At 59.0% G+C, this 19208-nt stretch carries 20 protein-coding genes and 1 pseudogene; 7 read left to right on the plus strand and 14 right to left on the minus strand.

Annotation, left to right across the window (positions count from 1 at the left end; genetic code table 11):
- Positions 1-29 precede the first annotated feature (29 nt).
- Positions 30-1148 (plus strand): OmpA family protein, encoded by a 1119-nt coding sequence (locus ACMXYJ_RS08130; protein WP_415759392.1) that lies wholly within the window; start codon positions 30-32, stop codon positions 1146-1148.
- A gap of 24 nt (positions 1149-1172) precedes the next feature.
- On the plus strand, positions 1173-1820 hold the full coding sequence (gene pdxH / locus ACMXYJ_RS08135) for a pyridoxamine 5'-phosphate oxidase (protein WP_415759393.1): 648 nt from the start codon (positions 1173-1175) through the stop codon (positions 1818-1820).
- A 5-nt stretch (positions 1821-1825) separates the two neighbouring features.
- Here pdxH and ACMXYJ_RS08140 read toward each other — a convergent pair whose 3' ends face one another.
- Positions 1826-2062, minus strand: coding sequence for a hypothetical protein (locus tag ACMXYJ_RS08140; protein ID WP_033059010.1), 237 nt, complete (start codon positions 2060-2062; stop codon positions 1826-1828).
- 168 nt (positions 2063-2230) lie between these two features.
- On the opposite strand from ACMXYJ_RS08140, the gene ACMXYJ_RS08145 reads away from it, so the two are divergent.
- A complete protein-coding gene (locus ACMXYJ_RS08145) occupies positions 2231-2695 on the plus strand; it encodes a glycine zipper 2TM domain-containing protein (RefSeq protein ID WP_017336812.1) in 465 nt (154 codons plus the stop codon).
- Between the two features lie 112 nt (positions 2696-2807).
- Here the strand turns inward: ACMXYJ_RS08145 and ACMXYJ_RS08150 are convergent, their stop codons facing one another.
- From ACMXYJ_RS08150 to nhaA, 4 genes are all read right to left on the minus strand, one after another.
- Complete coding sequence (locus ACMXYJ_RS08150) at positions 2808-3020, minus strand: DUF7683 domain-containing protein (RefSeq protein WP_415759394.1); 213 nt, start codon at positions 3018-3020, stop codon at positions 2808-2810.
- On the minus strand, positions 3017-3247 hold the full coding sequence (locus tag ACMXYJ_RS08155) for a DUF7683 domain-containing protein (RefSeq protein WP_253437452.1): 231 nt from the start codon (positions 3245-3247) through the stop codon (positions 3017-3019). The genes ACMXYJ_RS08150 and ACMXYJ_RS08155 overlap by 4 nt, the downstream gene beginning before the upstream one ends.
- Positions 3244-4431 carry a colicin E3/pyocin S6 family cytotoxin gene (locus ACMXYJ_RS08160; RefSeq protein ID WP_415760693.1) on the minus strand — a complete coding sequence of 396 codons (1188 nt, stop codon included), beginning with the start codon at positions 4429-4431 and terminating at the stop codon, positions 3244-3246. Before ACMXYJ_RS08160 ends, ACMXYJ_RS08155 begins: the two co-directional genes overlap by 4 nt.
- Positions 4432-4552: 121 nt before the next feature.
- Positions 4553-5740 (minus strand): Na+/H+ antiporter NhaA, encoded by a 1188-nt coding sequence (gene nhaA / locus ACMXYJ_RS08165; RefSeq protein WP_415759395.1) that lies wholly within the window; start codon positions 5738-5740, stop codon positions 4553-4555.
- Between the two features lie 239 nt (positions 5741-5979).
- On the opposite strand from nhaA, the gene ACMXYJ_RS08170 reads away from it, so the two are divergent.
- Positions 5980-7074: a PLP-dependent cysteine synthase family protein gene (locus ACMXYJ_RS08170; protein WP_415759396.1), complete on the plus strand. Its 1095-nt coding sequence runs from the start codon at positions 5980-5982 to the stop codon at positions 7072-7074.
- A 126-nt stretch (positions 7075-7200) separates the two neighbouring features.
- Here the strand turns inward: ACMXYJ_RS08170 and ACMXYJ_RS08175 are convergent, their stop codons facing one another.
- The 3 genes from ACMXYJ_RS08175 to ACMXYJ_RS08185 all read right to left on the minus strand — a co-directional run bounded on the left by ACMXYJ_RS08175 (position 7201) and on the right by ACMXYJ_RS08185 (position 10222).
- Positions 7201-8814, minus strand: a complete 1614-nt coding sequence (locus ACMXYJ_RS08175; RefSeq protein ID WP_150654887.1) for an NAD(P)/FAD-dependent oxidoreductase — start codon at positions 8812-8814, stop codon at positions 7201-7203.
- 95 nt (positions 8815-8909) lie between these two features.
- Positions 8910-9563, minus strand: coding sequence for a COG3650 family protein (locus ACMXYJ_RS08180; RefSeq protein ID WP_415759397.1), 654 nt, complete (start codon positions 9561-9563; stop codon positions 8910-8912).
- 59 nt (positions 9564-9622) lie between these two features.
- Entirely contained in the window at positions 9623-10222 is a 600-nt protein-coding gene (locus ACMXYJ_RS08185) for a short chain dehydrogenase (protein WP_415759398.1), read from the minus strand.
- Between the two features lie 105 nt (positions 10223-10327).
- Here ACMXYJ_RS08185 and ACMXYJ_RS08190 point away from each other — a divergent pair, with 105 nt between their 5' ends.
- The gene (locus ACMXYJ_RS08190; RefSeq protein ID WP_415759399.1) at positions 10328-11239 is read left to right on the plus strand and encodes a LysR family transcriptional regulator; all 912 of its coding nucleotides are present in this window, start codon (positions 10328-10330) and stop codon (positions 11237-11239) included.
- A gap of 8 nt (positions 11240-11247) precedes the next feature.
- Here ACMXYJ_RS08190 and ACMXYJ_RS08195 read toward each other — a convergent pair whose 3' ends face one another.
- Entirely contained in the window at positions 11248-11499 is a 252-nt protein-coding gene (locus ACMXYJ_RS08195) for a DUF6124 family protein (protein ID WP_415759400.1), read from the minus strand.
- Between the two features lie 359 nt (positions 11500-11858).
- Positions 11859-12130: pseudogene (locus ACMXYJ_RS08200) on the minus strand (DUF2063 domain-containing protein); the annotation flags it as partial.
- 280 nt (positions 12131-12410) lie between these two features.
- Between ACMXYJ_RS08200 and ACMXYJ_RS08205 the strand changes: the two are divergent.
- Both ACMXYJ_RS08205 and ACMXYJ_RS08210 read left to right on the plus strand, forming a co-directional pair.
- Positions 12411-14093 carry a DUF2599 domain-containing protein gene (locus ACMXYJ_RS08205; RefSeq protein ID WP_415759401.1) on the plus strand — a complete coding sequence of 561 codons (1683 nt, stop codon included), beginning with the start codon at positions 12411-12413 and terminating at the stop codon, positions 14091-14093.
- Positions 14094-14127: 34 nt separating this feature from the next.
- Positions 14128-15366: a DUF2599 domain-containing protein gene (locus tag ACMXYJ_RS08210; RefSeq protein WP_415759402.1), complete on the plus strand. Its 1239-nt coding sequence runs from the start codon at positions 14128-14130 to the stop codon at positions 15364-15366.
- A gap of 104 nt (positions 15367-15470) precedes the next feature.
- Here the strand turns inward: ACMXYJ_RS08210 and ACMXYJ_RS08215 are convergent, their stop codons facing one another.
- The 4 genes from ACMXYJ_RS08215 to livH are packed head-to-tail and all read right to left on the minus strand — an operon-like array spanning position 15471 to position 19113.
- A complete protein-coding gene (locus tag ACMXYJ_RS08215) occupies positions 15471-16172 on the minus strand; it encodes an ABC transporter ATP-binding protein (protein WP_415759403.1) in 702 nt (233 codons plus the stop codon).
- A complete protein-coding gene (gene livG / locus ACMXYJ_RS08220) occupies positions 16173-16940 on the minus strand; it encodes a high-affinity branched-chain amino acid ABC transporter ATP-binding protein LivG (RefSeq protein ID WP_415759404.1) in 768 nt (255 codons plus the stop codon).
- Positions 16937-18193, minus strand: a complete 1257-nt coding sequence (locus ACMXYJ_RS08225) for a high-affinity branched-chain amino acid ABC transporter permease LivM (RefSeq protein WP_307340688.1) — start codon at positions 18191-18193, stop codon at positions 16937-16939. The genes livG and ACMXYJ_RS08225 overlap by 4 nt, the downstream gene beginning before the upstream one ends.
- Positions 18190-19113, minus strand: a complete 924-nt coding sequence (gene livH, locus ACMXYJ_RS08230) for a high-affinity branched-chain amino acid ABC transporter permease LivH (RefSeq protein ID WP_095128022.1) — start codon at positions 19111-19113, stop codon at positions 18190-18192. Before livH ends, ACMXYJ_RS08225 begins: the two co-directional genes overlap by 4 nt.
- Between the last annotated feature and the right edge of the window lie 95 nt (positions 19114-19208).

Here is a 19208-nt window from a genome sequence, read left to right on the forward strand (position 1 = left end):
TTTTCATTACTTCATTTTGTGGATATCCAATGTCATCCAATAAAACTCTCGCTTTGGCCCTGTGCTTCGCTATTACCGGTTGCGCACAAACTCCACAAAATGACTCGGATGGCAGCAGCTGGTGGCCGTTCGGTTCCTCCGACAAAGTCGCCGCTAAAGGCCCGGCTCCGGCCCCGACGCCAGCCCCGGCACCTTTGAAGCCTGCCGCGACCGCTCCGGTGGCCAAGGCTGAAAGCTCCAACCCTTGGTACTGGCCGTTCGGTTCCGAAGAGGTTCTCGACAAGAAGCCAGAGGTGAAAGCTGAAGTTAAGCCTGAAGCCAAACCGGTCGAGGTGGCCAAGACTAAGGCTGAGGCTGATGCGGGTGGCAAATGGTGGTGGCCGTTCGGCGGCAAAGAGCAAAACACCGCTAAAGCCGTGCCGATGCCCGATCCTAAAGTTACCCAGGCCTGGCTCGACGATTACGAACCGCGTCTGCGCGCAGCGATCAAGGACAGCAATCTGCAGCTCGAGCGTCGTGAAAACGTTTTGGTCGTTACCGCACCGGTAGAAGGTTCGTTCAACCCTGACCGTCCAGCCATGCTGCTGCCGGTGACCCTCGGCCCGTTCACGCGCGTCGCGAAAATCCTCGAAGTCGATCCAAAGACTGCCGTGCTGGTACTCGGCCACAGTGATACGTCGGGTGCCGCACCGGCCAACGTGAAGCTGAGCCAGGAGCGTGCCCAGTCCGTGGCAGCGATTTTCCGCCTCAGCGGTCTGCAGCGTGATCGCCTGATGCTGCGCGGTATGGGTGGCGAAGCCCCGCGTGCTGCCAACGACAGCAATGAAGGCCGTGCCTTGAACCGTCGCGTCGAACTGCTGGTGACCCCGCAAAACACCATGGTCGCGTTGCTGAGCAAGTACAACATGCCGGCCCCGGCGCCAGTGAAGTTGGTCGCTGTCCAGGACGTCAAGCCAGTGGTCAAACCGGTTACCCCGGCGCCAGCCGCGAAGAAAGCGGCTGTGCCTGCTGCGAAAAAAGCCCCGGCCAAGAAAGCAGCCGCCAAGAAGGCACCGGCTAAAACCGCGACCCCGGCGAAAAAGACTGCTCCGGCCAAAGCCACTGCCGAGACGAAAAAAGTCGCCGCCGCCGATACTGTAAAAAAGTGATTCGTTAACCAAAAGGAATGCGCCATGACCCAGGGCCTGGCTGATATGCGTCGCGACTACACCCGTGATGGCCTGACCGAGGCGCAAGCCCCGGCCGAGCCATTTGCGCTGTTCCATCAGTGGTTCGCCGACGCGGTGAAAACCGAGCAGGCACCGGTGGAAGCCAACGCCATGACCCTGGCCACCGTCGATCAGGACGGTCGGCCGCATTGCCGCATTCTGCTGCTCAAGGGGCTGGACGAGCAGGGCTTCACCTTCTTCACCAACTACGACAGCGCCAAGGGCCAGCATCTGGCCGCGAACCCGTTCGCGGCCATGACCTTTTTCTGGCCGGCCCTGGAACGCCAGGTGCGCATCGAGGGGCGGGTGGTGAAAGTCACGCCAGAAGAGTCCGACGCCTACTTCCAGGTCCGTCCACTGGGCAGCCGCCTCGGTGCCTGGGCCTCGCCCCAGAGCCGGGTAATCGCCGATCGCGCCGAACTGGAAGCGCTGCTCAAAAACACCGAGCAACGTTTCAGCGACACGCAACCTCATTGCCCTGAGCACTGGGGTGGTTACCGTTTGTTACCGGAGCGCATCGAGTTCTGGCAAGGCCGTTCGAGCCGCCTGCACGATCGCCTCAACTACCGCTTTCAGGGCGCCGACTGGATTCTTGAACGTCTGGCACCTTAAGCCGTCTACCGATCGGGATAACCTGCCGCAGCGGCTTCAAGCCACTGGGGCAGGTCTCGGCGCTTGATCTTCTGCGCTTGAGCGTTCGCCAGTTGCTGGAGCATGAACGCCTTTTTCTGCTCGTCTTTACCTGCCAGTGCCAACGCCAGATCGCGGTCCATCCAGCGTTTGATCCGCACGTATAGCCACCAATGGAAATACAATCCGGCAACGGTAGTGACGACAATGATGAAGTAATCCATGACAATCCTTGGTTCAGCGGCGCAGATTCCGGAATTTGACGCTACTGTGTGGTGAGTTCGTGGAGCTGCCTGTACCGGGCCTGAATCAAACCAATTTTATCCGGGCGATGCCGTGACAGGCGTCAAGCTGCGGAGTTTAATGAATACCTGTCCTTTGGAGTTGATGCTATGCGTAAGTCTGTTCTGCTGGTTGCTTCCTTTTCCACGATGGCGATGTTGCTCACGGGTTGCCAGTCCAGCCTGACCGGTGACTCCTACTCCCGTGACGAAGCGCGTCGCGTGCAGACCGTTCGCATGGGCACCATCGAATCCCTGCGTCCGGTGAAAATCGAAGGCACCAAAACCCCGATCGGCGGCCTTGCCGGTGCGGCGGTGGGTGGTGTTGGCGGCAGCGCTATCGGTGGCGGTCGCGGCAGCATCGTTGCTGCGGTTATCGGTGCCGTCGCTGGCGGCCTGATCGGCTCGGCCACAGAAGAAGGCCTGACCCGCGCCCAAGGCGTGGAAATCACCGTTCGCGAAGACGACGGCAGCATGCGCGCCTACGTACAACAGGTTCAGGAGAACGAAGTGTTCCGTGTTGGTGAACGGGTGCGGATCGCTACTGTTGATGGGACTAGCCGCGTTTCGCACTAAGCGGGAATACGGGTAAAAGAAAACCCCGATCAGGTGACTGGTCGGGGTTTTTTATGCAAGTAGACAATTACTTGCTTGCATGACTTCCGATCTGAAAATCGTACTTCGGGTCTTAGAACGTAATGCCGATCAAAGCTTCCAACTGAGTTATCTGAGCACTATCAAGATCGTAACCATAGATTTCGTCTTCTGGTTCGCTCCACTTCATTATTATTCTCAGCTGTTCAATATTCTCCCTGGGGATGGGCACTTCAAACACTAAAAATTCTGTTTTTTTATCAAAAGCTTCAACTGCATGGCGTACCGCTGGATAGCTCCGAGTCATTCTGTGCATACCAGTTGTACGATGTTATTTGCACCCATGAGGGATTTTCCTGTCCAGTCTTCCAATACCTTTACTTGTTCTGGGGATAAGTCGTGACCGTCGAATTCGTCGTCCGGTTGCTGCCAGTTCATCAGAACTCTCAAAGCCTTACGTCGACTGCCAGGGACATCTACGGTAAGAAGCAGATCTTCAGTCTGACGGTCGAAAACCTCTATTACATGTTTCATTTTTCTACTCTCCTTGCCGGATCGGCAGGTTTTGTCTGCTCTCCGGTTTCCGGGTTGTACTCTCCCAGATGTTTTCCTTGTTTCGTGTACAACTCAACCTTGCCATGTTGTGAGTCCCATTCATAAATTCTCCCTGACGGATCCTTCCAGCGTCTGCGTTTTTTTCCGCCGCCCCGCACGGAAGTTTTCATCGGCGCAGGTTTTATATCTGGAAAAGCTGGTAATGCTGTTGGCGCAGGGTGGTACTTCAGGTCTCCCGGGACACTCAGAACGATGTAAACCGGCTGCACCCCCGACCCCACCGGAAACACAAGAATGAAATCCTTGTACTCAGGCGGATACACCGGATTCACGATGATGCTATCCGCCGCTTTCGTCGGCGGGTAAACCCAGATGTGCGGCGCTTGCGGTGCAGCCTCCAGCGCTGGAATACCGAGGATGTCGGAACCATCCACAGCCGGTGTCCAGATCAGCTCAACACCATCCCCCAGATCCGCCACTTGCTGACTGTCGCGCAAGCTGAACTGCACGACATCAACCATTTCCCAACCGCGGTTTTTTCCGGTGTAGAAACCGTATCCCTTGAGGCTGCCGTCAGCCTGTTGCTCGACTCTTAGCCGAACGCGGGTTCGAGCCTGTTTCAGGGCGCGCAATTGGTCTTCGGTGTAGAGCGCGCTGTCGCCCAGGCTCGGCGTCCAGAAAAACGCGACCAGGCCGGCCAATATGGCGGTTCCAGCAGCACTGAGTGCTGCGGTGGGAACGGCGAGAGTCGGTGTGCGAAGAGCCACTCGGCCGATGCCGAGCGAGACGGTGCTGCCACTGATGGTTTCAAGATTCAGCAGCCCGGCGTCGTCTACCTCGCGAGCGCCTAGCCAGGCGACTTCTCCGTAGTCCTTGAGGCTGTCGGTGGGAACCACCCCCGAAGGATTCGAGTAATCGATGATGGCGTCCGGCAGCTTGCAGGATTTGGCAAAGACGCAGCCCGCGCGAACGGCTTCGAGCTTTTTCACGCCCACCTCACGACGCCGTTCGAAGGCGTCTTGCCTCGCGAGCATGGCGTCGTAAGCGTTTTGTCGGGCATCCCGCGCGGCCATTTCGGTGGCCGTCATAAAGCGGTGAGTGACGTGATGACCGTCGCCTGACGGAGGGTTCTGAACCCGGGGAATGTCCTTATTGCCAGCCACTGATCTTCCTTGCGTTCGTCCGTCGACAGCCCCCAACAAAGGGGCTGTGCGACGTTAACGAACCAGGCTGATCGTGGCTGTAGGACGAGTCTTGAATGACTCTAAGAGTTGTCTCTGTTTATCAGGATTGCAGAACGGCGCTCTTGCGACTCGCTGCCGCCGTCACCGCATAACCAATCAATGCAGCCAATATCGACCCGGTCAAAATCCCCATCCGATCCATCCCGGCGTATTCACTGACACCCGGTACAAACGCCAGAGAACCGACAAACAGGCTCATGGTGAAGCCGATGCCGCAGAGGATTGCCACGCCCATTACCTGGCCCCAATTGGCGCCTTGGGGCAGGGCGGCGATGCCGATTTTCACGGCCAGCCAGGTCAGGCCGAAGACGCCGAGGGTTTTGCCCAGCAGCAGGCCGACCGCGATGCCCATTGGCACGTGGTGGGTGAAGCTTTCGACGGTCACGCCGCTCAGGGACAGGCCGGCGTTGGCGAAGGCGAACAGCGGCAGGATGCCGTAGGCCACCCACGGATGCAGGGCGTGTTCCAGGGTCAGCAGCGGCGAAGGTTCGGCGTTTTTCGTGCGCAGGGGAATGCAGAAGGCCAGGGTCACACCGGCCAGTGTCGCGTGGACGCCGCTCTTGAGCACGCAAACCCAAAGGATCAGGCCGATGATCATGTACGGCCCGAGCTTGACCACCCCGAGCCGGTTCATCGCAATCAGTGCCACGATGCACGTTGCGGCCAGAGACAGCGAAAGGGTCGAGAGCGTACCCGAGTAGAAAATCGCAATGACGATGATTGCGCCGAGGTCGTCAATAATCGCCAAAGTCATCAGGAACAGCTTCAGCGACACCGGTACCCGCTTACCCAGCAGGGCCAGTACGCCGAGGGCGAAGGCGATGTCGGTGGCCATCGGGATGGCCCAGCCACCCAGGGCTGCCGGGTCTTCGCGGTTCAGAAACCAGTAGACCAGCGCCGGAACCACCATGCCGCCGATCGCCGCCGCACCGGGCAGGACGATTTGCGACGGTTTCGACAGCTGGCCGTCGAGAACTTCGCGCTTCACTTCCAGACCGATCAACAGGAAGAACAGGGCCATCAGGCCGTCGTTGATCCACAGCAAGGCCGGTTTGGCGATTTGCAACGCGCCGACCTGTGCCACGACTGGAGTGTCCAGGAAGCTGCTGTAAAGCCATGACAGCGGGGAGTTGTTGATGATCAAAGCCAGGGCCGCAGCGGCGATCAATAACAGACCGCTGGCAGCTTCCAACTGGAAGAAACGCGTGAAAGTGCTACGCAGAGGCAAGGTCGCTCTCCATCGATGAATTCAAAAGGTGGCACACCCTAACCCGTACCGTTAGTTGTTAAAACAAAAGTTATATTCTTTTTTGTTATATGCCGTTACAACGTGAACGACCAGCAGGGATCTGAGCCTAGCAGTTGTCGGGCGTATTGAACCTCAGCTGTACCTGTGCGTGATGTAGGTTTTTTCCTAAGCTTGTTAGCTGAGCCTTGAAACAAGGCCGACTCAATGAGAAAACCACCATGAGCGACAACCGACAGTGGGCCCGCGAAGCCATCCGGATCATCGAAGCCGACTTCCAGCGCAGCGCCGACACCCATCTGATTCCCTTGCCGCTGCCGGGTTTTCCGGGCATCGAGTTGTATATCAAGGATGAGTCCAGCCATCCCACGGGCAGCCTGAAGCACCGCTTGGCGCGCTCGCTGTTTCTGTATGCGCTGTGTAATGGCTGGCTCAAACCCGGTGCGCCGGTGATTGAAGCGTCCAGCGGTTCGACGGCGATTTCCGAGGCGTACTTCGCCCGTTTGCTGGGCTTGCCGTTCATTGCAGTGATGCCGGCGACCACCTCCAAGGAGAAGATCGCGCAGATCGCCTTCTACGGCGGCAAGAGTCATTTGGTCGATGATCCGACGCAGATCTACGCCGAATCCGAGCGGCTGGCTCGCGAACACGATGGGCATTTCATCGACCAGTTCACCTATGCCGAACGCGCTACCGACTGGCGGGCGAACAACAACATCGCCGAGTCGATCTTCCAGCAAATGCGCTTCGAGCTGCACCCCGAGCCGAGCTGGCTGATCTCCAGCCCCGGCACCGGCGGCACCACCGCGACGCTGGGCCGTTACGTGCGTTACCGCCAGCATTGCACCCGCGTGCTCTGCGCCGATGCAGAACGCTCGGTGTTCTTCGATTACTACCAGACCGGCGACGCCAGTCTGCGCCTGGATTGCGGTTCGCGGATTGAAGGCATTGGCCGGCCTCGGGTGGAAGCGTCGTTCCTGCCCAAAGTGATCGATGCGATGGTCAAGGTGCCGGACGCGTTGTCGCTGGCGGCCATGCATTACCTGGCGCAGCGTTTGGGACGTCGGGTCGGCGGGTCGAGCGGGACTAACCTGATCGGCGCCTTGATGGCGGCCCAGCAGATGGTGGCGGCGGGGGAGTCGGGGTCGATCGTGGCGATTCTGTGTGATGGCGGCGAGCGCTATGCCACCACCTATTACGATCAGGCTTGGCTCAAGGCCCAGGGGTATGAGTTGAGTGGGTTGATGGATGCCGTGGCGGGGAGTGTCGAGCGCGGCGAGCCGCTGCCGGCCACCGTTCTGCGTGCCAATATCTGAGATTGTTCAAGCACTGAAGATCCAATGTGGGAGCGAGCTTGCTCGCGATAGCGGTAGATCAGTCAACACATGTGTTGAATGTAGTTCCGTCATCGCGAGCAAGCTCGCTCCCACAGGGGATTTTGGTCAGGCTTCGAGGCCGAGGATGTCGCGGGCCACCGCTTCTGCAATCCGAATCCCGTCGACACCCGCCGACAGAATCCCGCCCGCATAACCCGCGCCTTCACCTGCCGGGAACAAGCCTTTCACGTTCAGGCTCTGCATCGACTCATCACGGGTGATCCGCAGCGGCGACGACGTACGCGTCTCGATCCCGGTCAACACGGCGTCGTGCAGCGAGTAACCGCGAATCTGCTTCTCGAACGCTGGCAACGCTTCGCGAATGGCTTCGATGGCGAACGCCGGCAAGGCCAACGCCAAATCACCCAAGGCAACCCCAGGTTTGTAGGACGGTTCTACGCTGCCCAGCTCGGTGGACGGCTTGCCGGCAATGAAGTCACCGACCAGTTGCGCCGGTGCTTCGTAATTGCTGCCGCCCAGCACAAAGGCGTGGGATTCCAGACGTTCCTGCAACTCGATCCCCGCCAGCGGGCCACCCGGATAATCGACTTCCGGGGTGATCCCGACGACGATCCCGGAGTTGGCGTTGCGCTCGTTTCGCGAGTACTGGCTCATGCCGTTGGTGACCACGCGGCCCGGCTCGGACGTCGCCGCTACCACGGTGCCGCCCGGGCACATGCAGAAGCTGTAGACCGAACGTCCGTTGCTGGCGTGGTGCACCAGTTTGTAGTCGGCAGCCCCGAGTTTCGGGTGGCCGGCGTACTTGCCCAGCCGTGCGCGGTCGATCAGCGATTGCGGGTGTTCGATGCGGAAACCCACCGAGAACGGCTTGGCTTCCATGAACACACCGCGGCCGTGGAGCATGCGGAAGGTGTCGCGGGCGCTGTGGCCGAGGGCCAGAATCACGTGTTTCGAATGGATCTGCTCGCCGCCATTGAGCTCGACGCCGACCAGTTGGCCGTCCTCGATCAACACGTCGGTAACGCGCTGCTGAAAGCGCACTTCGCCACCCAACGCGCGAATCTGCTCACGCATGTTTTCCACAACGCCGGTCAGACGGAACGTACCGATGTGCGGTTTGCTGACGTAGAGGATTTCTTCCGGCGCGCCGGCCTTGACGAACTCGTGCAGGACTTTGCGACCGATGAATTTCGGGTCTTTGATCTGGCTGTAGAGCTTGCCGTCAGAGAACGTCCCCGCGCCACCTTCACCGAACTGCACGTTGGATTCCGGGTTAAGCACGCCTTTACGCCACAGACCCCAAGTGTCCTTGGTGCGCTGGCGCACTTCGGTGCCGCGCTCGAGGATGATCGGCTTGAAACCCATTTGCGCGAGCAGCAGCCCGGCGAAAATCCCGCACGGACCGAAACCCACGACGACAGGACGCTGCTCCAGATCAGCCGGCGCCTGGCCGACCGCTTTGTAGCTGACATCCGGCGCCACGTTGACGTTACGGTCATCGGCGAACGTGTGCAGGACCGCCGCCTCATCGCGAACGTTGAGGTCGATGGTGTAGATGAAGCACAGCTCGGAGGACTTTTTGCGCGCATCGTAGCTGCGCTTGAACAAGGTGAAATCGAGCAGGTCATCACTGGTGATGCCCAGGCGCTGCACGATGGCAGGGCGCAGGTCTTCTTCGGGATGGTCGATCGGCAGCTTGAGTTCGGTGATTCGTAACATGACAGGATCCGGTTCGCGGGGCGCACAACTGCGCCAAGGCGTTTGAAGCCCGCGATTATAAGCCTCAACGAATGATTCCCGTGAGGCTAAAACGATCAGTCGTTACGCGATCCGCCGAAATACCCGCAGCCACGTTGAACCTGGCCGTCGACGCGCAGTTCGGCGCTCATGTGCTGGACACTGCCGGTGCTGCTGTCGACGCAACGTTGCGGTGCGACCCACAACTCGATGTGCTGGTTATTGGCTTCGGTGCTGAGGTTGAAGCGGCCATCGCCCAGTTGCTCTTCAACGTAGGGCACGGCCAATGGCGGCTGGCCGGCGCGCTCGATGACCATGCCTTTGCCGCTGACTTTCACATTCCACTCAGGCCCATGGCCGGCGGCGCGCAGGATAAGCACTTTGAAATTCGGATCGTTGCACGCGGTGCCCGAGCGCTCGACGCGGTACAGCTGCGCAAGATCGAGGCGACTATCGACGACCCGCCCGCGTACGTCAGCAAAAAGCTTCCCTTGGTCATCGGCCAGGGTTGCGGCCTCTTGCAGGACGCTGGTGCCGCCGGTGTCGTTGACCACATAACTGCGCTGCTCATTGCACGGCTGGAACAACAGCTTGCCATCAGCCGCCGTCAACTGGCCTTGCATGCGGGTCTGGCCCACGTGGGAGGCACTTTCACGCGGGCCATCGAAAAACTGGCAAGCGGCGAACAACGGAAGCAGGGCAACAAGGACTAAGGAACGGGCAACACGCATCTTTGAGTCTCCAGACAAGTGCCGCCACGTTACTCAGCCTGACCGTTCATCACAAGGGTTTAGCCCACGTGAAAGGTCTGACCTGTTTGCAGGCCTTCCACGCTTTTGGCGTAGGCCAATGCCACATCCGCTGCCGGAACCGGTTTGTAACCACGGAAATACGGCGCGTATTTGCCCATGGCCTCGACCAGTACGTTAGGGCTCACCGAATTGACGCGCAGGCCGCGAGGCAGTTCGATCGCTGCGGCACGGACAAAGCTGTCTAGGGCACCATTGACCAGCGCTGCCGAGGCGCCGCTGCGAATCGGATCGTGGCTGAGCACGCCAGTGGTGAAGGTGAACGAGGCGCCGTCATTGGCGAACTCGCGGCCGATCAACAGCAGGTTGACCTGCCCCATCAACTTGTCTTTCAGGCCCAGCGCGAAGCTTTCTTCGGTCATTTCATCGAGGGGGGCGAAGGTCACGTTGCCGGCGGCGCAGACCAGTGCATCGAACTTGCCGGTTTGTTCGAACAGCTTGCGGATTGAAGCGCTGTCGCTGATATCCACATGGAAATCACCGCTGGTGCGGCCGATGCGGATGATCTCGTGACGCTCGGACAACTCCTTGTCGACCGCTGAACCAATGGTGCCGCCTGCGCCTATCAAAAGAATTTTCATCGTGCTGTTCCTCGAAGTGGTTAAACGAGGTTGAAGTCTAGAGTGGTTTTTTCCATCGATAAGCGTGCTAATAGGCAACCTTTGGTTTTCAAATGGAAACAATCCATGAGCGAAATGGATGATCTGGCGGCGTTTGCGGTGTTGATCGAAGCGGGGAGTTTCACCTTGGCGGCGCAACAATTGGGCTGTAGCAAGGGCCAATTGTCCAAGCGCATCAGCCTGCTGGAAACACGGTTTTCCGTGGTCCTGCTGCAACGCACCACCCGCCGTTTGAGCCTGACCGCTGCGGGTGCGGCGCTGTTGCCGCAAGCCCAGGCGCTCGTAGTCCAGGTCGAGAGGGCGCGTCAGGCATTGGCGCGGCTGAAGGACGACATGGCTGGTCCGGTGCGTATGACGGTTCCGGTATCGCTGGGGGAAACCTTCTTCGATGGCTTGTTGCTGGAGTTCTCTGGCAAATATCCCGAGGTACAGATCGAGCTGGACCTGAGCAACAACTACCGTGATCTGTCCCGCGACGGGTTTGATCTGGCGGTTCGCTCCGAAGTGGGCAATGACGAGCGGCTTGTGGCCCGCCCGTTATTGGCCTGGCACGAAATGACCTGCGCGAGCCCGGCTTACCTTGAGCAGTACGGCGAACCGTTGACGCCTCAAGCACTCGCTGAACACCGCTGTCTGCTCAACAGTCATTACAGCGGTCGCGAAGAGTGGCTCTATCACCAGCAACACGAGTTGTTGCGGGTTCGCGTGTCGGGACCGTTCGCCAGCAACCATTACAGCCTGCTGAAAAAAGCGGCACTGGCCGGCGCCGGCATTGCGCGGTTGCCGTCGTACCTGCTGCAAGCGGAATTGGCTGACGGGCGATTGCGCTGGCTCCTGCGTGACTATCAGACCCGACGCATGCCGATGTACCTGGTTCACCCGTATCAGGGCGGTTTGCCGAAGCGCACGCAGGTGTTGGCGGACTACTTGATTGGCTGGTTCAAGCGCAGCGGCGAAGCGCTGGATCGGCTGCGCTAGTTGATGCCTCAGGATTCCTGTGGGTCGAGGGTGTCCAGCGCCCGATTCACCGCCAGCTCACCCAGCATGATGCTTTGCTGGATACCGAGCAGCATGTTGCGGTGCGAACCTTCCAGGAAGGCGGCAAAATTGCTGGCCATCACACTCGCCGACGCTAGTGATTCGCAGGCATGGGCCAGCAGGGTTTGCACATCGATACCGGGCGCGACGACAAACATCGGGCTGGGATTGTGCGGGGGATTGGGGGTGTTCTTGAACATTTACGGGTTCTCTCTATATGAGGCTGCAACCCGCTCGCGACTGAACGAAAAGGTGGCGGCTGTGCACAGGTTAGTCGACCGATCGAGACCCCCGGATATCGGCGCGCCCGAGGGCGCCCTGCACACAGCCACCGTCAAGCGCAGGGATGGAAGACCTGACTTTTTGGCACTTATGCGATCCGGGAGAACTACCGAGCGACTAAACCCGACCACTGATGGGCAGTGGCGGAGAAACGATAGAGGCCAGGCCCGAGGCGCACAAGCCGGCGGATTCTGGCTTAGCTGTAGGCAACGACGCAAGGCGATGTAGCTTGCAGGAAGTAACACTGACACTGATTAAACACACGTTCCCAAACACCCAAAAAACCATTCTGCTCCTGGTTCAGATCAATTCCCGCCAGCGTTGCTTCGAATTGATGGGCAGCCCAGATCGCGACCACGGCGAAGCCCGAATTCAGCAGGCTCCTCAAAGGCTGCGCATCGTCGGCGTGATAGGTCATTACCCGCGCGTTCCAGTCGTGCGACATCCGCCAGGTACGGCACGCTGGCTGCGGGTGCAAAACCTTCGATGAGGCGCCGTATCGTTGCCGTAAACGTTGATCAGCGGGCCTTGGGGCGGGTGTTCCTGCAGGTTTTTTGAACAACAAACTGGCTCAAATACCAAGCGACCGTTCGTCGTAAAACAGCGCTTACCTGTTATTTCTGACAGTAGCCAACCGCCTGTCGAGGGTGTTCCATAGTCGCCTGTACGGCCCATTCTCCCGGGCCTCATGTGCCAAGGACGGTGTCTCATGACGGACGATCAATCAGACTCAGGTTCGAAGTTGCCGTGGACTTTGAAGTTTGCGGGTGGCGAGAGCGGGTCGCTTGTCACCGAAAGGCAGACCTTGAGGTCGGTAATGTACGCAGCCATGCGTTCGTTTTTTGCCCTGGCCTGCACTCTGCCCTTGATGTTCTGTACGGTTGCAGCCCAGCCGCTGCTCGATCCGCTCGACACTCTTAAGCGTATCAACCACAACTACAACACCCTTAAGGACGCTTGCCAGGAACCCGATACCGGCGCCGCGCGCGGTCTCTACTACTGCAGCGGCGTGACCTTGCGCATGGTCAACGACGGGCCCTTCAACCCCTGGGACTACAGCCCCTACGCGATCAAGATCGGCGCGACGTCCTATTCATGGATCCGCAAGGATCTGAGCACCCGAATCCTCATTCACCCGGCCGGTTTCATCCTGCGAACTCCAACAGATGCCGCGGCGTTGAACCTGCCGGTCAAGGAGCAGGGCTGGACCTGCATCTACGCCTTCGATGGCGGTACGGGACCGGAGCGCAAGTGGTACGGCTGCGGCTTTTTCGACAGCCGCGAGCCGCCGCGTGCGGCCCAAGGCGTGATGAACAACCGCAATTCCGCCTTGGCTTACGGTACCTGCGCTGAAGCCGGGGTGAGCACCGACGAGCAATGGACCCGGAAATACACCGGGTTGATGAAGGGACCGATCCAAACCAGTCAGTGCTCCTGGAACGCGGAAAAACCCAGCGACTGGAACGCCATGATCCGGACTCACGAGTCCCGGCTGAACCCCACCAGCAAGGACCCCTACGCCTTCAGTGGCCAGGTCAACGAGCTCATGTTGAAGAATGCCTCGGCAACCAACGACGGCAGCGAAAACATGAAATACATCGATGCCTTCATCTACGACGTCAACGCTACGCGGAACTTTGCTACCCGCGGTGACCAGGCACCACCGAAACAGGAGAATGGCCTGAACAGCGCGCGCAACTTCCAGAAAAAACTCCAGGCCCAGGGCTACAGCGTGCCGATCCTGCGGCTGGATTTCACCAAGCCGGCGGAGCAGCGTTTCAGCTATATCGCCACCGACCAGGCGATAGACCTGACGAGGGCCAGCGGTGCACAGCCAACGCCGGTTGCACCTGCGCCCAGCTACGTCGCTGAGGCCACCTGGATCGAGCGTTACGACCCGGGCAGCAAGAAAAACGAATGGTCCCTCAAGGTCACGTCCACCGCCCACGGCAAGGCGATTCAGGCCAGCGACCAGGACGCCTTGTACAAGGAACTGTTCGAGCTGCGTGGGGCCGATAGCCAGTGGCGCGACAACGAGAAATCACCGGGCAGCATGCGCCAGCAACTGAGCTGTCTGATCCAGAACTATCCGGCCAAGACCGAATGGAACCTGGAGCCTTTCCGTCCCAACGTCAGTCCTCAGGAAGCGGCCAAGGCAGGTTGCAATCCACTGCCGCTTCAGGCACCGCAATACATCGCCTCTGCCGATTGGATCAAGCGTTACGACCCCGGTACCCGCAAGGATGAATGGACCTTGAGTGTGGTGCCCACGGCGACGGGCCGCGCCTTGTCCAACGAGCAGGCCGGGGCTCTGTACGACCAGCTTTTCGCCCTCAAAGGCGCAGACAGCAACTGGCGTGACAATGAACATTTCGCCGGCAGCATGCGCCAGCAATTGAGCTGCGTCCTGGCCAATTACCGGACCAAGACGCCTTGGAATCTCGAGCCTTTCAGGCCCGCTTTGTCGGACAGCGAGACGCGGGCCGCGGGTTGCAACCCGGTCCCGCGTTGAAGGTGTGTTTTGGCTAATCAAGGAGATGCAAGCCATGAAAAAACGTCTGAGCAGGATCGCTCCATTTCTCATGTTTGCGCTGTTCTTGCAAACGACATGGGCCAATGCCGAGTCATGCGAAGAGACGCTGAAAAAGGTTGAAACGTTGTACAACAAAACAGTCGATAGTTGCGGCCCGGATCCAGCGTCGGACTGTTCGGGATTGATGATCAGGGGCACTCACCGGGCCGATCCGGCAAAGGGGCAGAAATGGGATGTGTGGAATCCAAGCCCGAAAGCAATAGAACTGGGTACTTTCGCCGCTTCCTATATGCGTGCCGATAGCATCAGCTATGCAGATCCAGGCATGAGTACTCAGAACGGCTACATCATCACTCCGATAGATCTGGTACGCGAGCCCGAGACTCCGGTGCATGTCTACTGTGCGTTTCCTAACGACGCCTGGACCGACTATCGAGATGATCGAGGCTGTGGAAACAACAAAAACACTGTCCAGACAGAAGCCGTATGCCAGGCCATGCCGCCACCTATCTTGAACGCGAAAGACTGGGTCGCGCATTTCACAAAGTTCAACAACGACAAAAACCAGGATCAGTTGCAATGTGGCTTCAATATGCGCAATCCCATGAGCAGCAAGGATCGGGTAGACGCCTTTCGCAACTTCATCGGGGCGCGGAAAGTCATCAATAGCCGTGAGTTTCAAACCCAGACAGAATTGCGCCTGGGTAACCCTAAAACCGACGAACTACCGATTCTGGCGTTTTTTTACAGCGATCAACGTGGTTTGAACGATGCCTTGGCCAATCAGCGGGACTATAAAGCCAAGACAGGCAAGGATCGCAACATCGTCAAGATTGATTTCCCCAAAACCCCGGTCAGCAAGGCCACCTTCTCGTGCGTCAAAACCACGCCGCCGCCGACGCAACAATTCTGTGACAAGTACATCGAATCAAGCACCTGGGTAAAACGTCCCGATCCGGAACTTGGGCCGGACACCTGGTCGCTCGTGGTGGTGCCTACCGCTTGCGGCCGCGCTATCAAGGATGATCAGACCGACAGAATGTTTGCCGAGCTGTACAACAAACATAAAGACGATGAGCAATGGCGGCAGTACAGCGTCAATGGCGGGTCACTCCGCCGGCAAATGGTTTGCCATCTGGCGGCAACCTACGACGGCAAGCCTGTCAGGAACAAACCCGAGTGGAATCTTGAACCGGCGCGGCCATACGTCGACCAAGCCACGGCCGTAGCGAAGTACTGCAATCCGTACTGAGGCTGTTCAGCGGCAAAACCCGATCTGCCGATACCCCAGGTATTGGCAGATTATCTGCAATAAAAAAACGGCCCGAAGGCCGTTTTTTTGTTTACCGCAAAGGCTCAACCGCCCAGGTACGCTTCGCGCACTTTCGGATCAGTCAGCAGCGCCTCCCCAGAGCCTGTCATCACCACCCGGCCGTTCTCCAAAACGTACGCACGGTCAGCGATTTTCAGCGCCTGGTTGGCGTTTTGCTCCACCAGGAACACCGTCACACCGTCCTTGCGCAGCTGTTCGATGATGTCGAAGATCTGCTGGATGATGATCGGTGCCAGGCCCAGCGAAGGTTCGTCGAGCAGCAACAGCTTGGGTTTGCTCATCAGCGCACGGCCGATGGCGAGCATTTGCTGTTCGCCGCCGGACATGGTGCCGCCGCGCTGGGCGAAGCGTTCTTTCAGGCGTGGGAAAAGTCCGAGGACCTTGTCCATCTGTTCCTGATAATCGCCCTTGTCGGTGAAGAAACCGCCCATGGCGAGGTTTTCTTCCACGGTCAGACGGGCAAACACCCGACGACCTTCCGGAACCACGGCGATGCTCTTGCGCATGATCTGCGCCGAGGACTGCCCCACGAGCTCTTCACCCATGTACTTGATGCTGCCGCTGTGGGCTTGCGGCGAACCGCAAAGCGTCATCAGCAAGGTGGATTTGCCCGCGCCGTTGGCACCGATCAGGGTGACGATTTCGCCCTGGCGGATTTCCACGTTGACGCTGTGCAGGGCTTGGATCTTGCCGTAGAAGGTGGAAACGTTTTCGAATTGCAGCATTTACGCTTCCCCCAGGTAGGCTTTGATCACTTCGGGATTGTCACGGATCTGTTCCGGCGTGCCGTCGGCCAGAGGGGTGCCCTGGTTGATCACGACGATGTGGTCGGAAATGCTCATGACCAGTTTCATGTCGTGTTCAATCAGCAGCACGGTGACGTTGTGCTCTTCACGCAGCATGCTGATCAGCGCCTTCAGGTCTTCGGTTTCCTTCGGGTTCAGGCCGGCGGCCGGTTCGTCGAGCATGAGGATCCGCGGGCGGGTCATCATGCAGCGAGCGATCTCCAGGCGACGTTGCTGACCGTAGGCCAGGGTGCCAGCCGGACGGTTGGCGAACGCCGTGAGGTTGACCTTGTCCAGCCAGAACTCGGCGAACTCCATGGCCTCGCGTTCGCTCTTGCGGAACGACGGGGTCTTGAACAGGCCTGCCAGGAAGTTGGTGTTCAGGTGACGGTGCTGGGCGATCAAGAGGTTCTCGACCGCGGTCATGTCCTTGAACAGCCGCACGTTCTGGAAGGTGCGCACCACGCCTTTGAGGGCGATCTTGTGGCCGGGCAGGCCCTGGATCGGCTCGCCGTCCAGCAGGATGCTGCCGCCACTCGGCTGATAGAAGCCGGTCAGGCAGTTGAACACGGTGGTCTTGCCGGCGCCGTTGGGGCCGATCAGTGCCACGACCTGTTTTTCCTTCACGCTCAGGGCTACGCCGTTGACCGCCAACAAGCCGCCGAAGCGCATGCTCAGGTTTTCTACTTTGAGGATCTCGCGGCTCATTTGCGCAGCTCCATGTGAGGACGTTGCATGGGCAGCAGGCCTTGAGGACGCCAGATCATCATCAGCACCATCAAGGCGCCGAACATCAACATGCGGTACTCACTGAACTCACGCATCATTTCAGGCAACAGGATCATCACCACGGCAGCCAGAATCACGCCCAGTTGCGAGCCCATGCCACCCAATACGACGATGGCGAGAATGATCGCCGACTCGATGAAGGTGAAGGACTCCGGTGTCACCAGGCCCTGACGTGCAGCGAAGAAGCTGCCGGCAAAACCGGCGAAGCTGGCGCCCAGGGTGAAGGCCGACAGCTTGATAACCGTAGGATTGAGACCCAGTGCACGGCAGGCAATTTCGTCTTCACGCAGCGCTTCCCACGCGCGGCCCAGAGGCATGCGCAGCAAACGGTTGATGACGAACAGCGCAGCCAGTGCCAGGAACAACGCAACCAGGTAAAGGAAAATCACCTTGTTGATCGAGTTGTACGCCAGGCCGAAGTACTCATGGAAGGTCTGCATGCCTTCGGCTGCTTTACGTTCGAAGGTCAGACCGAAGAACGTCGGTTTCTCGATGTTGCTGATGCCGTTCGGACCGCCCGTGAGGCCGGTCAGGTTACGCAGGAACAGACGGATGATTTCACCGAAGCCCAGGGTCACGATCGCCAGGTAGTCACCACGCAAACGCAGCACCGGGAAGCCGAGCAGGAAGCCGAAGGTGGCTGCCATCAGGCCGGCAATCGGCAGGCAGATCCAGAAGCTCAGACCGTAGTAATGCGACAGCAATGCATAACTGTAGGCGCCGACGGCGTAGAAGCCGACGTAGCCAAGGTCGAGCAGGCCGGCCAGGCCGACCACGATGTTCAGGCCCAGGCCGAGCATCACGTAGATCAGCACCAGGGTGGCGATATCCACCGCCCCGCGAGAACCGAAGAACGGCCAGACCAGCGCACCGGCGATCAACGCAATGATGATCCAGCGCTGGGTGGTCGGCAGGGTCAGGAAGTTGCTGGCCTTGGCCGGAATCAGCGGCATGCTTGGCGAAGACCGCCAGGCCGAGCTGATCTGCTGGTCGAACAGCACCCGCAGGAACATCAGCACCGAGCACACGGCGATGGTGATCAGGGTTGCGTTGCTGGTGCCATGGACTTCGAGGTTGATGCCGACAATGGTCAGTTTCAGACCGAGTACCGGGTAGGCCACGGCCCACACCAGCAAGGCGCTGAACAACGCCTGTTTAAGATTCCTAGTCATACTTTTTCAACCTCCGGGCGGCCCAACAGGCCGGTTGGCCGGAACAACAACACCAGAACCAATAGACCGAACGCCACAACGTCCTTGTACTGGTCGCCGAAGATATCGGCACCAAAGGCTTCCGCCACCCCGAGCACGATCCCGCCGAGCATGGCGCCGGGGATGCTGCCGATACCGCCCAATACCGCTGCGGTGAAGGCCTTGAGGCCGACCAGGAAACCGGCGTTCGGGTTGATCACGCCGTATTGCATGCTCAGCAGCACGGCTGCGATGGCCGCCAGAGCGGCACCGATAACGAAGGTCAGGGCGATGATGTTGTTGGTGTTGATACCCAAGAGGTTGGCCATCTTGATGTCTTCGGCACAGGCGCGGCAGGCGCGACCCAGGCGAGAGCGGGAGATGAACAGCGTCAGGCCGAGCATGGCGACAAAGGTCACCACGAACACCACGATTTGCATGTAGGAAATCAGCACTTCATGTGCGCCACCTGGCCCGAAGGAGATGTTACCGGGGATCAGGTTGGGGATGGATTTGTCCTTGGAGTCTTGCGCCAGCAGAACCGTGTTCTGCAGGAAGATCGACATGCCGATGGCGGAAATCAGCGGGATCAGACGGTTGCTGCCGCGCAGGGGGCGGTAGGCGATCCGTTCGATGCTGTAGCCGTAGGCACTGGTCACGACGATGGTCGCGAGAAAAGCAGCGGTCATCAACAGTGGAACACTGTCGAGTCCCATCATGGTCAGGCCCGCAATGGCAATGAACGCCACATAGGAGCCAATCATGTACACCTCGCCGTGGGCGAAGTTGATCATTCCAATGATGCCGTAAACCATCGTATAGCCGATGGCGATCAGGGCATACGTGCTGCCAATGGTGAGACCATTAACCAGCTGTTGGAAAAAGTGATAGATGTCAGGCATTACAGCGCTCCTAAAAACCTGATACGCATTTCACTGGTGGAGTCATTTTCCCGCTCGAACCCCGTGGATCTGCACCCACTTCGAATTCGAGATTT

Origin of the sequence: Pseudomonas arabinosi, assembly GCF_047758675.1 — a bacterium.
Taxonomy (GTDB): domain Bacteria; phylum Pseudomonadota; class Gammaproteobacteria; order Pseudomonadales; family Pseudomonadaceae; genus Aquipseudomonas; species Aquipseudomonas arabinosi.

What these genes read in the sequence shown, in the direction of transcription:
- ACMXYJ_RS08150 (WP_415759394.1), bottom strand. Translation starts at nt 3,020, where the DNA reads ATGACTCGGAGCTATCCAGCGGTACGCCATGCAGTTGAAGCTTTTGAT.
- ACMXYJ_RS08175 (WP_150654887.1), bottom strand. Translation starts at nt 8,814, where the DNA reads ATGTTACGAATCACCGAACTCAAGCTGCCGATCGACCATCCCGAAGAA.
- ACMXYJ_RS08145 (WP_017336812.1), top strand. Translation starts at nt 2,231, where the DNA reads ATGCGTAAGTCTGTTCTGCTGGTTGCTTCCTTTTCCACGATGGCGATG.
- pdxH (WP_415759393.1), top strand. Translation starts at nt 1,173, where the DNA reads ATGACCCAGGGCCTGGCTGATATGCGTCGCGACTACACCCGTGATGGC.
- ACMXYJ_RS08195 (WP_415759400.1), bottom strand. Translation starts at nt 11,499, where the DNA reads ATGTTCAAGAACACCCCCAATCCCCCGCACAATCCCAGCCCGATGTTT.
- ACMXYJ_RS08185 (WP_415759398.1), bottom strand. Translation starts at nt 10,222, where the DNA reads ATGAAAATTCTTTTGATAGGCGCAGGCGGCACCATTGGTTCAGCGGTC.
- ACMXYJ_RS08225 (WP_307340688.1), bottom strand. Translation starts at nt 18,193, where the DNA reads ATGACTAGGAATCTTAAACAGGCGTTGTTCAGCGCCTTGCTGGTGTGG.
- ACMXYJ_RS08130 (WP_415759392.1), top strand. Translation starts at nt 30, where the DNA reads ATGTCATCCAATAAAACTCTCGCTTTGGCCCTGTGCTTCGCTATTACC.
- ACMXYJ_RS08180 (WP_415759397.1), bottom strand. Translation starts at nt 9,563, where the DNA reads ATGCGTGTTGCCCGTTCCTTAGTCCTTGTTGCCCTGCTTCCGTTGTTC.
- ACMXYJ_RS08205 (WP_415759401.1), top strand. Translation starts at nt 12,411, where the DNA reads ATGCGTTCGTTTTTTGCCCTGGCCTGCACTCTGCCCTTGATGTTCTGT.
- ACMXYJ_RS08155 (WP_253437452.1), bottom strand. Translation starts at nt 3,247, where the DNA reads ATGAAACATGTAATAGAGGTTTTCGACCGTCAGACTGAAGATCTGCTT.
- ACMXYJ_RS08140 (WP_033059010.1), bottom strand. Translation starts at nt 2,062, where the DNA reads ATGGATTACTTCATCATTGTCGTCACTACCGTTGCCGGATTGTATTTC.
- livH (WP_095128022.1), bottom strand. Translation starts at nt 19,113, where the DNA reads ATGCCTGACATCTATCACTTTTTCCAACAGCTGGTTAATGGTCTCACC.
- ACMXYJ_RS08210 (WP_415759402.1), top strand. Translation starts at nt 14,128, where the DNA reads ATGAAAAAACGTCTGAGCAGGATCGCTCCATTTCTCATGTTTGCGCTG.
- ACMXYJ_RS08215 (WP_415759403.1), bottom strand. Translation starts at nt 16,172, where the DNA reads ATGCTGCAATTCGAAAACGTTTCCACCTTCTACGGCAAGATCCAAGCC.
- ACMXYJ_RS08170 (WP_415759396.1), top strand. Translation starts at nt 5,980, where the DNA reads ATGAGCGACAACCGACAGTGGGCCCGCGAAGCCATCCGGATCATCGAA.
- livG (WP_415759404.1), bottom strand. Translation starts at nt 16,940, where the DNA reads ATGAGCCGCGAGATCCTCAAAGTAGAAAACCTGAGCATGCGCTTCGGC.
- ACMXYJ_RS08190 (WP_415759399.1), top strand. Translation starts at nt 10,328, where the DNA reads ATGAGCGAAATGGATGATCTGGCGGCGTTTGCGGTGTTGATCGAAGCG.